Below are 13150 nucleotides of genomic sequence, written 5' to 3' on the forward strand. Positions count from 1 at the left end.
CAGGGAGCCCGGCCGCGCCCGCTCCACGGGGAAGTCGTCCGCTCCGGCGCTCACCCGTCGGCCTCCACTGCTGACAGGGTGGCTGCTTCCGCCAGCAGCGCGGCCCGGTCGATCGCGTCGCCACCGGTCGCGGGCACCGTACAAGCGTGGGCCCCGGCGATCGCGCCGTACAGCGCGCACCGCTCGAAGGGTTCGCCCATGAGCCGGCCGAAGAGGAAGCCGGAGGCGTAGGCGTCGCCGGCCCCGTTGGAGTCGACGACCGGGCCGGGCGGGGCCACGGCCGGGATGTGCACCGGCCCGTCGGCTTCGCGGCTGAGCAGGTAGGAGCCCTCCGCCCCGGCGGTGGCGACGACGGCCTCGGCCCGGCCGCGCTCCATGATCTGCCGCATGGTGGCCTCGTGGTCGGAAAGTGCTGCCGTGGAGACGAGGACGAGGTCACTGCCGTGGGCGAACTCCTCGTGATACGGGTTCTCGCCGTCCCAGTCGTGCAGGTCGGTGGAGACGGTGACTCCGGCCTCGCGGAGCAGAGGGAGCGCGTGGGCACACGGATAGGTGATGGAGACGTGCGCGTGGGTGCTGGCAGCGGCCAGCGTGCGGACCGTCTCCTCGGGGAGTCGGTCGGACACGTGGGAGCGGCTGTCGTCGTAGAGGGAGAGCCGGCGGCCGTCCGGGCCGACGAGGTTGACCGCGCGCTTGGTGCCGCCGGGCAGCGGCACCGCGGTGAAGTCGATGGCGTGGTCACGGTGGAAGGCGCGGACCAGTTCCCCGGAGGGATCGTCGCCGATCATGTCGAGGTGGTGGGTGCGCAGCCCCAGGGAGCTGAGTCCGAGGGCGACGAAGTCGCCGGTCTGCCCGGCGCGGGCCTCGATGCCGGGGCGGATCATGTAGCTGTCGGCGTACGGAAGCGGGAGTTCGGGGACGTACACGATCGTGTCGACACCCGAGCCGCCCAGGACGAGGACGTCGTACGCGCTGCTCATGGCAGTTCCTTCCGGGAACGGGACCGCGACCGCTGGGGTCGCCGAGAGGTGAACAGCCTCTCAGGGCGCCGGGCCACCGGACCGCGGTGGAGCGGGTCCGCGCAGGGCACGGGCTCCCGGATGTCACTCCGGATCGTTCCGGGTGCCCGGCCCGGCGCCGTGCGAGCGGCGGAATCGGCGCCGAAGTGGGCGATCTCCTTGCTGGGGCCGTTGCAGGTGCGGCGGGACGGGCGTCTTCTGCGTCTGGGGCATCTGCGGCAGCAGGCGGCCGTCCTGGCGGTCCTCGCGCTGGGTGCGGGGCGGCCCCTCGGGCAGCGGGAACTGCTCGCTGACGTGTGGGGGTGGGAACCGCCGGTCCACCCGCTGGTTCCGCGTCCGCCTTCCCTCCGGCCCGGAGCCCCGTACGGCGTGGCTCCCCGCCGTACGGGCCAAGGAACGCCCGGCACTGCCGGATTGCTCCTGATGTATCGACCACAGTCCCGGGAAAGGACATTCCATTCCCACCCGGAACCTTTGGGTAACTCGATGGCGATATCCGATCGAACGGCGTCCACCTGAGGACCCTCAATCTGTTCGTATACCCCGACAGGTTATACAGAGGTAGGAAGCGTCCCGCTTGAACGGGTAAATCGCGGAGGCACCCGGACAGCCCAGGTCACAGGGGTGAGCCCAGGGGTTCGCGAGCTGTTGGATGAGGATTCTTTTCGCACGATGCGGCAGCGCGCAGCGCGGTATACAAGTAGATTGCCATCAACACCACGCGATGGATATCGACCTCTCAACAGCGGTTCACCAACTGGCATTTGATGGTCAGTCATCGAGTGATGAGTTCCTGACGAACACCGAGTCCGGGCAGTCCTTCGGTCCGCAATCGAGCCCGGTCGGGCCGACAGCGCTGGACGGTCGCGGTGTTCGCTGTCGTTTCCGACCTGATCCGGCTGTCCGGGGAAACCCCCCACGCGGCCGGCCGAGAGCATGAGGAACGTTCTGTGAAGGTTCGTACGAGGCGGCCGAGCACCCTGATCGCCGGGGGAATGGCAGCGATGTTATTGGCGGCTTGCAGCTCCCAGGACTCCGAGAGCACGATGGCCGTCGGGATGTCCGACGACATCCTCGCCACGGATCCGGCCTCGGGATACGACCCGGGGTCCTGGCTGCTGTTCAACAACGTCTTCCAGTCCCTGCTGAGCTTCCCGCCGGGAGCGTCCACACCCGTGCCGGAGGCCGCCGAGAAGTGCACGTTCTCCGACGGCAGCAAAACGTACACCTGCACCTTGCGTGACGGGCTGAAGTTCAGCAACGGCAACAGCCTCACTTCGGCGGACGTCAAGTACTCCTTCGACCGGACGATCAGGATCAACGACCCGGCGGGCCCCGCGCCGCTGCTCTCCACGATCTCGTCGATCAGCGCCCCGGACGACAGGACCGTCGTCTTCCGCCTCAAGGTGCCCGACGCGACGTTCCCCAGCAAGATCGCCTCGGGGGGCGGTTCCATAGTGGACCGTCGGGTCTACCCCGAGGACGGCCTGCTCGCGGGCGGCAAGGCGGTCGGTTCGGGTCCCTACCAGCTGAACTCCATCGATAAGAGGAGAGCGGTCTTCTCGGTCTACTCGGGCTATCAGGGCACCGCCGAGGTGAAGAACTCGGGCGTGACCCTGGAGTTCTTCCGAGGCGACCAGCAGGCCCTCCGGTCGGCTCTGGAGAAGGGCGACGTCGACGTTGCCTACCGCGGCCTCAGCGCCAAGGCGATAGCTGACCTGGATACCGCGTCCACCGCGCAGAAGGATGGCATCGAGGTGGTCCAGGGCAACAGCGCCGAAGTCCAGCACATGGTCTTCAACGTTGACGACCCGGTCGTCGGCAAGCTCGCCGTCCGGAAGGCCATCGCCTACCTCGTCGACCGCCACTCCCTGGTCAGCGAGGTCTACCAGTCCACGGCGGCACCGCTCTACTCGATCATCCCGGGAGGCATCACCGGCCACGGCACCTCCTTCTTCGACACCTACGGGGACAGCCCGAAGCCGAAACAGGCGAAGGCGGAGCTACGGAAAGCCGGTATCGCGGACAAGGTGAGACTCACCCTCTGGTCCACCCCGAGCCGGTACGGGCCGGCTACCGACGACGCACTGGACACCATCGCCGATCAGCTGAACCAGAGCGGGCTCTTCGACGCCCGCATGAAGTCCGTCCCCTTCGGCGACTACGAGAAAGGCATCGCCGAAGGGACGTACGGCATCTACGTCAAGGGCTGGGTACCGGACTATCCCGATCCGGACAACTTCACCCAGCCGTTCTTCGGCGAGGGCAACGTCCTGTCGAACAATTACGACAACGAGGAGATCGTCGACCGGATCATCCCGCGGACCTCGTCCATGACGGATCGCGCGAACACGCGGCAGGAGTACATGAAACTGCAGGACATCGTGGCGCAACAGCTGCCGATTCTGCCGCTCTGGCAGGGCAAGCAGTACGCGGTCGCCCACGAGAGCGTCCGAGGCCTGCAGAACTGCCTGGACACCTCGACCGTCTTCCGGTTCTGGGAACTCAGCACTGCCTACTGAGGTATGTCGCGGAAGTGGATCAAGCTCTGCGGTGATCGACGTGTGGGCGCGGCACCGACTCACCCGCGGTCGTCGGCTTTCGGCGCATAATGCTGGGGAAGTCCGCGCCGCTCCTCGGGCGGCAGGTTCCGGGCCGGTGTCTCCACCGGGCCCGACGCCGGGCGGCCCCGCTCGCGGTCCCAGCCGGCCCGGGCGCGCGGGTGGAAGCGGCGGCGCTCGGGAACGCGTTGCCAGACGTGGTGCACCAGCCGGCCCAGGAGGCCGAGCAGCCGTTCGTCGTGGGGTGTCCAGCGAAGTCCGAGGCGTTCGCGCACGGCCCGCGGATACATGCCGACCGTGATCCACAGGATCAGCCGGACGATCGGGACACGGGCGAGAACCCACAGCGGGGACGGCAGCAGCCGCAGGAGGGGCGGCTTGGCGATGCGGCGCATGTTCAGCACGTCCCGTGTGGGCCGGTTGTCCTCCAGGACGTCGGCGCACATGTGGTCCCAGTACCGCTGGAACTCCTCCCAGGTGCGGGGAACGGGCTTCATCGAGAGGCCGTACAGCGCGTACCAGCGGACGTGCTCGTCGAAGAGTGTGTGCCGCTGCGCTTCGGTGAGGCCGCCCCCGAACCGCTCGGCCACCTGCACGGTCAGCATGAAGAACGTGGCGTGCGCCCAGTAGAACGTGCCCGGGTTGAGCGCGTGGTACGGCCGGCCGTGCTCGTCCACCCCGCTGATCGAGGCGTGGTAGCCGCGTACCTCGCGGGCTGTCCGGACGGCGAGCGGGCCGTCGTAGACCACGCCCCCTATCGGGTACAGCGAGCGGAAGAGACGCTCCCAGCGCTCCTCGAAGAAGCGCGAGTGCTCGGCGACGCCCGCGCCCAGCTCGGGGTGCATGTTCTGCATCGATCCGGCCCAGGGGGCCAGGAGGAGACCTCTCCAGTCGCCGAACCAGCGCCAGGTGAGGGTGTCGGGGCCGAGAGGTTCGGCCGTTCCCGGGTCGGTGGGGTCCGGTCCGTGGGCTGACGGTGTCACGTGTACCTCCGCTGAGGGATGCCGGTGCGGGGCCGCGCTGTTCGGGGCGCTGTTCATGGCGCGCGCGTGGCGCTGTTCATGGCGCTGTTCGTGACGGTGTGCTGACGGGTTGGTCCTGGCGGTTGCGCCGAGGGCAATCTGAGGACATCTGTCGTCAGGCTAGAATGTGCGGACACCTGTCGTCAATTGGTCAACGAGAAACGGGGGCACCGGAGTTGGCGGAACGGAGCTGGGGCGGGACCAAGCTCGCCGATCGACGCGCCGCCCGCCGGCAGGTCCTCCTGGACGTCGCCGAGCGCCTGGCCGGCGAGGAGGGGTGCGCGGCCGTCACGGTCCGATCCGTCTGCCGGGAGGCCCGCCTGACGGACCGCTACTTCTACGAGAGCTTCACCGGCCGCGACGACCTGCTCCTCGCCGCCTTCGAGCGGGTCGCCGATGAGGCCAGGGGCGCCCTGGAGGATGCCGTGGCGCTCAGCGACCCGCGGCGCGACATCCGGGCCCGGGCCGTTGTGTCCGCCTTCGTCGCCCTGGTCCTGGATGCACCGCACAAAGGCCGCCTGCTGCTCCTGGAACCCTTCGCCGACCCGGCTCTCGGGGCCCACAGCCATCGGCTCATGCCCGTGTTCACCGACCTCGTCGGCGGCCAGCTCTCCGGGACCGGGGACGACATCGACCGCCGCATGGCCGCGCACGCCCTGGTCGGCGGCCTGGCGAACCTCTTCGCGGGGTGGCTGCACGGCACGCTCGACGTGCCGCGCGAGCGGCTGGAGTCGCACTGCGTGGATCTGGTGCTCGCGGCGACATCGCGGGAGTAGCCGCCCCTCCAGGCGTGCGGCGGGACCACCTCACCGCCGCGCGAACCGAACACGGCGAAGATTTGTCAACGACCTTCTCAAAAGGTTTCCCGCTCACTACGGTGAGGGACCCATGAGTCCCCCCATCGCCCCCGTGGGCTGGAGTCGCTGGCTGGTGCCGCCCGCCGCCCTCTCGATCCACCTCTCCATCGGCCAGGCCTACGCCTGGTCCGTGTTCAAGCCGCCGTTGGAGGACACGCTCGGCCTGAGCGGCACGCAGAGCGCACTACCCTTCCAGCTCGGCATCGTCATGCTCGGGCTCTCCGCCGCCTTCGGCGGCACGCTCGTCGAGCGCCGCGGACCTCGATGGGCCATGACCGTCGCCCTCGTCTGCTTCTCCTCCGGCTTCCTGCTCTCCGCGCTCGGCGCCGCGACCGGCCAGTTCTGGCTGATCGTCCTCGGGTACGGCTTCGTCGGAGGCATCGGCCTCGGCATCGGCTACATCTCGCCCGTGTCGACGCTCATCAAGTGGTTCCCCGACCGTCCCGGCATGGCCACCGGAATCGCCATCATGGGGTTCGGTGGCGGCGCGCTGATCGCCTCGCCCTGGTCGGCGCAGATGCTGGAGTCCTTCGGCGGCGACAACTCCGGCATCGCGCTCGCCTTCCTCGTCCACGGACTGGTCTACGCCGTCTTCATGCTGCTCGGCGTGGCGCTGGTACGGGTGCCGCGCCCGCGCGTCGAGGAGCGGACGGACGGTCGTCCCGCGACGCCGGACGGACCGCAGGTGTCGGCGCGCCAGGCCCTGCGCACCCCGCAGTTCTGGCTGCTGTGGGTCGTGCTCTGCATGAACGTCACCGCCGGCATCGGCATCCTGGAGAAGGCCGCGCCGATGATCACGGACTTCTTCGCGGACACCTCCACCCCCGTGTCGGTGACGGCCGCCGCCGGGTTCGTCGCCCTGCTGTCCGCGGCCAACATGGCCGGCCGTATCGGCTGGTCCTCCGCCTCCGACCTGATCGGGCGGAAGAACATCTACCGCGTCTACCTCGGCGCGGGCACGCTCATGTACGCGCTCATCGCACTGGTGGGAAGCTCCTCCAAGCCCTTGTTCGTCCTGTGCGCGCTGGTCATCCTCTCCTTCTACGGTGGCGGCTTCGCCACGATTCCCGCCTACCTCAAGGATCTCTTCGGGACCTATCAGGTCGGCGCGATCCACGGACGGCTGCTCACCGCCTGGTCCACCGCCGGTGTCCTCGGGCCGCTGATCGTGAACTGGATCGCCGACCGCCAGGAGGAGGCGGGGAAGCACGGCGCGGATCTGTACGGGACGTCCCTCTTCATCATGATGGCCCTGCTCGCCGTCGGCTTCGTGGCCAATGAGCTGGTCCGCCCGGTGCACCCGTCCCACCACCTCGACGCCGCGCCGGCCGAGCCGGCGGAGAAGGGAGCGCCCCGTGCACGACAACAGCGGGCAGAGTCCGCCTGAGGTGAAGGACCGGCGGCCACTGATCGTCCTCACCTGGCTGTGGGTGGGCGCTCCGCTCGCCTACGGGCTGTACGAACTGGTCCGCAAGGCAACCCAGTTGTTCACCGGCTGACCCCTGGGACGCCCCGGATCACCCCACCAGGTCCGGGGCGCGCAGCATCTCGGCCGGGATGCCCCAGGCGTCGACGAGGTCGGCCGCCAGGGGCCGGACCTTGCGGCAGAGATCGTTCACCTCACGGGTGATCGCCTTGGACCGCTGGACGGTCAGCCGGCCGTGCTCCATGAACCACGCCCGGTCCGCCTCGATCGTCGAGAGGGCGAACAGGTCGCACAACAGGCCCAGGGCGACCTTGTTGCCACTCTCGGGCAGCGCGCGCACCTTGTCGACGAACGCCTCCAGCACCAGCCGCTCCACGTGTGCGCGGGCCACGGCGATGACGTGGTCCTGCACCTGCGAGAAGACGGTGCCCGGGTCGCGCTTCTGGTCGATGCCGCGCTTGAGCCTGCGGGCCGCCCCGGCGAGCATGTGCTCCTCGCGGTAGCGGACCATGGCGAGCTGGTACTCCGAGTCGAGCAGCCCGGCCTCCTGGTCCCACTCGTCTCCCCCGGGCAGCAGGTCGCGGACCCGCTCCAGCAGTTTGTGGGCCGACGTCTTCTCGATGACCGTCTCGACGGCGAGGTTGGTGACGTAGCGGACCATGCCGAGCTGGTCCAGGTCCTCGAACTCGCTCGCGTAGTCGGTGAGCAGGCCCTTGGCGACGAGTTGCAGCAGGACGTGGTTGTCGCCCTCGAAGGTGGTGAAGATGTCGCTGTCGCTCTTCAGGGCGGCGAACCGGTTGACGCTGAGGTAGCCGGCGCCGCCGCAGGCCTCGCGGCACTCCTGGATCACCCGCGTGGCGTGCCAGGTGCCGAGCGCCTTGGTCCCGGCGGCCCGTGACTCCAGCCGGCGCCGTGCCCCCGGGTCGTCCTCGATGCCGGAGAAGACCTCGTGCAGCTGCGTGCGTACGACGTCCTGCGCGAAGTGCAGCGCGTACGTACGCGCGATGAGCGGCAGCAGGCGACGCTGGTGCAGTCCGTAGTCGAGGAGCAGCTGCTCCTCGCCCCGGGACCCCTGGGGGCCCGCCGGGAACTGCCTGCGCCGCAGGGCGTACTTCGTGGCGACCGCGAGGGCGACCTTGGCGGTGGAGACTCCTGCGCCGCCGACGCTGACCCGGCCCTGCACCAGGGTGCCGAGCATGGTGAAGAAGCGGCGGTCGGGGTTGTCGATCGTGCTCCGGTAGACGCCTTCCGGGGTGACGTCGGCGAAGCGGTTGAGCAGCGCTTCGCGAGGCACCCGCACACCGTCGAACCGGATGCGTCCGTTGTCCACGCCGTTGAGGCCCATCTTGCGGCCGTCGTCCTCGATGCGGACACCGGGCGCCACCTCGCCGCCGGTCCGGATCGGCACGACGAACGCGTGCACGCCCTCGGAGGTCCCGCCCACCTCCAGCTGGGCGAAGACGACCGCCAGTTCCCCGTGGCGGGCCGCGTTGCCGATGTAGTCCTTGCGCGCCTGGTCGCCCTCGGTGGTGATGACGAACTCCCGGGCGTCGGCGTCGTACCGTGCGACGGTGCCGAGCGCCTGCACGTTGGAGCCGTGCCCGGTCTCGGTCATCGCGAAGCAGCCCATCACCTTCCCGGTGATCAGGTCGGGCAAGTAGGCGTCGTGGTGTCGTTCGGTACCCAGGTGCAGGATCGCTCCCCCGAAGAGCCCGAACTGCACGCCGACCTTCACCAGCACCGACAGGTCACCGAAGGCGAGCGTCTCGAACGCGGCGACGGAGGCCCCGATGTCGCCGCCTCCGCCGTACCGTCCCGGGAACCCCATGCCGGTCTGGCCCGTGGCCGCCATCTCGACGACGCGTTCGCGTACGCGCTCGCGGAAGGTGTCGATGTCGAGCTCGTCGGCCTCGTCGAGAACCGGGGCGTGCGTCACCAGGTTGGCCCGGACCAGGTCGCGGACCTCGGCGTACTCGCCGTCGAGCACCTCGGTCAGCGCCCGGACATCGAGCTCCGGCCGCACGTATCCGCCGGGAACGGTGGATGTTCTGTCAGTGGTCATACCGCTTCGCTACCCGGCCCCGGGACGATCAAGCAGTCGGTCGGCGTATGGCCCACCGATGCCCCGGGGCGTCCCCTGGCATCCCTGCTCGGGCGGGGCGCAGGCCGGACGAGGTGACCGGTACCTCAGGAGCCCGCCCGGCGCTTGTTCCAGACGTCGAAGCCGACCGCGGCGAGGAGCGCCAGGCCCTTGATCACCTGCTGCCAGTCGGTGCCGATGCCGACCAGGTTCATCCCGTTGTTGAGGGCCCCGAGGACCAGGCCGCCGATGACGGCGCCCAGCACCGTTCCGACGCCGCCGCTCATCGAAGCCCCTCCGATGAAGGCCGCGGCGATGGCCTCCAGCTCGAAGTTGATGCCCGCCTTGGGCGAGGCAGCGTTGAAGCGCGCCGCGAACACCAGCCCGGCCAGGGCCGCCAGCATCCCCATGTTCAGAAAGACCGCGAAGGTCACCTTGCGGTCCTTGACGCCCGACAGCTTGGCCGCGGGGAGGTTGCCGCCGATGGCGTAGACGTGGCGCCCCACCACCACGTTGCGCATGACGTAGCCGAAGCAGACCAGCAGGACGGCGAGGACGAGCAGGACGACGGGTGCGCCCTTGTAGCTGGCGAGCAGGAGCGTGGCGGCCGTGATGGCCGCGACCAGGGCGACGAGTTTCAGGACGAACAGGTTCTTCGGCAGCGGCGCCAGGTCGAACTCCGCCTGCCGGGCGCGGTTGCGGAGCTCCTGGTTGACCACCAGGGCGATCACGCCCAGACCGAGCAGCAGGGTCAGGTTGTGGTAGTTGGTGACGGGGCCGACCTCCGGCAGGAAGCCGTTCGCCACCTTCTGCAGTCCTTCGGGGAAGGGGCCCAGGGTCTGTCCTTGCAGAAAGATCTCGGTCAGTCCCCGGAACAGCAGCATGCCGGCCAGGGTGACGATGAACGACGGTATGCCGACGTACGCGATGAAGAAGCCCTGGACCGCCCCCGCGGCCGCGCCGATGAGGAGCGTCACCACCACGGCGAGCGGCCAGGAGAGGTGGTGCTCCACCATCAGCACCGCCGCGACCGCGCCGACCAGGGCCGTCAGTGATCCCACGGAGAGGTCGATATGGCCGGAGATGATGACGATCATCATGCCGATGGCGAGAATGAGGATGTAGCTGTTCTGCAGGACGAGATTGGAGACGTTGCGCGGCAGGAGCAGGTCGCCGCCCGTCCATATCTGGAAGAGCAGCACGATGAGTCCCAGCGCGAACAGCATCCCGTACTGCCGGCTGTTGCGCCGGACGCTGTCCACCAGCAGGCGTGCCATCGCGGGCGGGGCGCCCTGTCGCTGCCCGCCGTCGGTGGCGGCCGGAGGGGTCGGGCCGAGGTCAGTGCTCATCGGGGAGTCCTTCGTGGGGTGCGGGGTGCCGGGGCGCGGGGACGGCGGTGTCGTGCGTCATGTAGCGCATCAGCAGTTCCTGGTCGGCTTCGGCGCGGGAGCTCTCGCCGGTGAGCCGGCCGGCCGCCATGGTGTAGACGCGGTCGCACATGCCCAGGAGCTCGGGCAGTTCGGGCGACGACGAGCGCGCCCGGACCGTGCCCGCCGCACTCGTGGCCCACCACGGCCCCTTCACCTGGGGCGCGGACGCCCATGCGTCACTGGAGCACGCCGTCATCTGCGAGGCCGTCGCGGAGATGGCGCTGCACACGCTCTCGCTGGGGGCAGTGCGGCCGCCCCAGCACCTGTTGGACCGTCACTTCACGCGTACGCACGGCGCGGACGCCTACTACGGCAACCCCGAAGCCACGTCACCCGCTCGGCGCCGACGCGGGGAGGTCGTCGAGTAGGCCCGTGCGCGCGGGGATTATGCCCGTACGTGATCTGGCGGAGGTCGAGGTGAACGGCGCGCCACGGGGGGCGTGAGCGCGTCGGATCAGTGCCCCCTTCGCCATCCCTCGCGCCCTGCCGAGGCCCGTGCGGCGCCGCGAGGATGAGCCGACCGCACCAGATCCCGGCTGCTCCGCGCACCCGCCGTCCGGCGGGTGAACACACGGTGGAAGGAATCCACGTTGCTGCTTCTCATCTCCCCGGACGGCGTCGAGGAAGCTCTCGCATGTGCGAAGGCGGCGGAACACCTCGACATCGTCGATGTCAAGAAGCCCGACGAGGGGTCGCTCGGCGCGAACTTCCCGTGGGTCATCAGGGAGATCCGCGGAGCGGTTCCCGCGGACAAGCCGGTGTCCGCCACCGTCGGAGACGTGCCGTACAAGCCCGGCACGGTGGCCCAGGCGGCGCTCGGCGCGGCTGTCTCCGGGGCCACCTACATCAAGGTCGGCCTCTACGGATGTACGACACCCGACCAGGCCATCGACGTCATGCGGGGAGTCGTCAGGGCCGTGAAGGACTTCCGGCCCGACGCGTTCGTCGTCGCCTCGGGGTACGCGGACGCCCACCGGATCGGCTGCGTCAACCCGCTCGCGCTGCCCGACATCGCCCGCCGCTCAGGATCCGACGCGGCCATGCTCGACACGGCGATCAAGGACGGGACCCGGCTGTTCGACCATGTGCCGCCCGAGGCCTGCGCGGAGTTCGTGCGGCTGGCCCACGAGGCCGGTCTGCTCGCCGCCCTCGCGGGCAGCGTCAAGGTGGCGGACCTCGCCACGCTGACCCGTATCGGAACGGACATCGTGGGCGTGCGCGGGGCGGTCTGCGAGGGGGGCGACCGCGACACCGGGAGGATCCAGCCGCGGCTGGTGGCCGCCTTCCGGGCGGAGATGGACCGGCACGCCCGGGAGTTCGCGGCCACCCCGGCCGCGAGCTGACCGCCGGCGTGGAGCCGCAGCCGCACCGCCCCGGCCCCGCACCCCGCGGTGAGCGTTTCACCGTCCTCGATCCGGCGACGGGCGAGCCTTTCGACGAGGTTCCCGACCAGCAGGCGAAGGAGCTGGACGCGGTGGTCGGCCGCGCCCGCGAGGCCTGGCCGGGTTGGCGGTCCGACCCTGCCGGCCGCACCGCCGCCCTGCTCGCGTCGGCCGACGCCGTGGAGGCGGCCGGGGCGGACCTCGCTCCCCTGCTCACCCGTGAGCAGGGCAAACCACTGGCCGAGTCGTACGCGGAGGTCGCCCGCACGGCGGCCCGCCTGCGCTACTTCGCCGAGTGCGTCCCCGAGCCCCGTACGATCACCGACGGCCGGGCGGTGCACAGCGAGGTCCGCTGGCGGTCGCTGGGGCCCGTCGGCGCCATCGTCCCGTGGAACTTCCCGCTCCAGCTCGCCTCCGCGAAGTTCGCGCCCGCGCTCGCGGCGGGCAACACGGTGGTGCTCAAGCCCTCCCCGTTCACGCCGCTGGCCACCCGGCTGCTGGGATCCGTCCTGTCCGCAGCCCTCCCCGAGGGCGTGCTGACGATCGTCACCGGGCGTGAACCGCTCGGCGCCTGCCTCGCGTCGCACCCGGGGATCCGCCATGTGACCTTCACCGGTTCGGTGACCGCCGGGCGGTCCGTCGCGGCGGGGGCGGCGTCCGGTCTCGCCCGGGTCACCCTGGAGCTGGGCGGCAACGACGCCGCCATCCTGCTGGACGACGTGGACGTGGAGCGGATCGCGGACCGGCTGTTCTGGGCGGCGTTCCGCAACTGCGGGCAGGTCTGCATGGCGGTCAAACGCGTCTACGCCCCGGCCCGGCTCCACTCGCGGGTGGTCGAGGCCCTCGCGGAACGGGCGAAGAGCGTGGTCGTGGGAGCCGGTCTCGACCGGGCCACGGAGCTGGGGCCGCTCAACAACGCCGCCCAACTGGCCCGGGTGGAGCGCTACACGGCCAGGGCCCTGGCGGACGGGGCGCGGGCCGTGGCCGGGGGCCACCGGCTGGACCGGCCGGGCTACTTCCACGCCCCGACCGTCCTGGCCGATGTCCGGTCCGACAGCCCGGTGGTGACGGAGGAGCAGTTCGGTCCGGTCCTGCCGGTACTGCCGTACGGAAGTCTCGACGAAGCCGTCGAGGCGGCCAACGCCACCCGCTTCGGACTCGGCGGCTCGGTCTGGGGGGCCGACCTGGACCGGGCCGGGGCGGTCGCCGACCGGCTGGAGTGCGGAACGGCGTGGATCAACCACCACGCCGAGCTCTCCCTCGCCCAGCCCTTCGCCGGTGTCAAGGAGAGCGGCGTCGGCGTCGCGGGCGGGCCGTGGGGACTGTACGGGAACCTGAGACCGTTCGTCGTCCACCGTCCCCGGGAGGTCTGA

At 70.2% G+C, this 13150-nt stretch carries 10 protein-coding genes and 2 pseudogenes; 7 read left to right on the plus strand and 5 right to left on the minus strand.

Translation table 11 applies throughout. The features are described 5' to 3' along the window. Positions 1–50: 50 nt before the first annotated feature. Positions 51–980 (minus strand): adenosine kinase, encoded by a 930-nt coding sequence (locus tag ACIQRW_RS28505; RefSeq protein ID WP_403765325.1) that lies wholly within the window; start codon positions 978–980, stop codon positions 51–53. 989 nt (positions 981–1969) lie between these two features. Between ACIQRW_RS28505 and ACIQRW_RS28510 the strand changes: the two genes are divergently transcribed. Continuing rightward, positions 1970–3541 carry an ABC transporter substrate-binding protein gene (locus tag ACIQRW_RS28510; protein ID WP_403765327.1) on the plus strand — a complete coding sequence of 524 codons (1572 nt, stop codon included), beginning with the start codon at positions 1970–1972 and terminating at the stop codon, positions 3539–3541. Positions 3542–3600: 59 nt separating this feature from the next. Here the strand turns inward: ACIQRW_RS28510 and ACIQRW_RS28515 are convergent, their stop codons facing one another. Beyond that, positions 3601–4563, minus strand: coding sequence for an oxygenase MpaB family protein (locus ACIQRW_RS28515; RefSeq protein ID WP_403765329.1), 963 nt, complete (start codon positions 4561–4563; stop codon positions 3601–3603). Positions 4564–4778: 215 nt separating this feature from the next. On the opposite strand from ACIQRW_RS28515, the gene ACIQRW_RS28520 reads away from it, so the two are divergent. From ACIQRW_RS28520 to ACIQRW_RS28530, 3 genes are all read left to right on the plus strand, one after another. Beyond that, positions 4779–5378: a TetR/AcrR family transcriptional regulator gene (locus tag ACIQRW_RS28520; protein WP_403765331.1), complete on the plus strand. Its 600-nt coding sequence runs from the start codon at positions 4779–4781 to the stop codon at positions 5376–5378. A gap of 112 nt (positions 5379–5490) precedes the next feature. Continuing rightward, complete coding sequence (locus tag ACIQRW_RS28525) at positions 5491–6846, plus strand: OFA family MFS transporter (RefSeq protein WP_403765332.1); 1356 nt, start codon at positions 5491–5493, stop codon at positions 6844–6846. Continuing rightward, complete coding sequence (locus tag ACIQRW_RS28530) at positions 6815–6958, plus strand: hypothetical protein (protein WP_403765334.1); 144 nt, start codon at positions 6815–6817, stop codon at positions 6956–6958. Before ACIQRW_RS28525 ends, ACIQRW_RS28530 begins: the two co-directional genes overlap by 32 nt. 18 nt (positions 6959–6976) lie before the next feature. On the opposite strand, the gene ACIQRW_RS28535 is transcribed toward ACIQRW_RS28530, so the two are convergent. From ACIQRW_RS28535 to ACIQRW_RS28545, 3 genes and pseudogenes are all read right to left on the minus strand, one after another. Then, positions 6977–8947 carry an acyl-CoA dehydrogenase gene (locus ACIQRW_RS28535; RefSeq protein ID WP_403765336.1) on the minus strand — a complete coding sequence of 657 codons (1971 nt, stop codon included), beginning with the start codon at positions 8945–8947 and terminating at the stop codon, positions 6977–6979. 125 nt (positions 8948–9072) lie between these two features. Continuing rightward, complete coding sequence (mmsB, locus tag ACIQRW_RS28540) at positions 9073–10314, minus strand: multiple monosaccharide ABC transporter permease (RefSeq protein WP_403765338.1); 1242 nt, start codon at positions 10312–10314, stop codon at positions 9073–9075. After that, positions 10304–10492 (minus strand): annotated as a pseudogene (locus ACIQRW_RS28545) (ABC transporter ATP-binding protein); the annotation flags it as partial. The pseudogene ACIQRW_RS28545 and the gene mmsB, both read right to left, overlap by 11 nt. On the opposite strand from ACIQRW_RS28545, the pseudogene ACIQRW_RS28550 reads away from it, so the two are divergent. The 3 genes and pseudogenes from ACIQRW_RS28550 to ACIQRW_RS28560 all read left to right on the plus strand — a co-directional run. After that, positions 10488–10763: pseudogene (locus ACIQRW_RS28550) on the plus strand (class II aldolase/adducin family protein); the annotation flags it as partial. The pseudogenes ACIQRW_RS28545 and ACIQRW_RS28550 sit on opposite strands and share 5 nt — an antisense overlap. A gap of 222 nt (positions 10764–10985) precedes the next feature. Further along, positions 10986–11738 (plus strand): (5-formylfuran-3-yl)methyl phosphate synthase, encoded by a 753-nt coding sequence (locus tag ACIQRW_RS28555; protein WP_403765339.1) that lies wholly within the window; start codon positions 10986–10988, stop codon positions 11736–11738. An 8-nt stretch (positions 11739–11746) separates the two neighbouring features. Beyond that, positions 11747–13150 carry an aldehyde dehydrogenase family protein gene (locus tag ACIQRW_RS28560; RefSeq protein ID WP_403765341.1) on the plus strand — a complete coding sequence of 468 codons (1404 nt, stop codon included), beginning with the start codon at positions 11747–11749 and terminating at the stop codon, positions 13148–13150.

Origin of the sequence: Streptomyces sp. NPDC091287 (genome assembly GCF_044768525.1) — a bacterium.
Classification (GTDB): domain Bacteria; phylum Actinomycetota; class Actinomycetes; order Streptomycetales; family Streptomycetaceae; genus Streptomyces.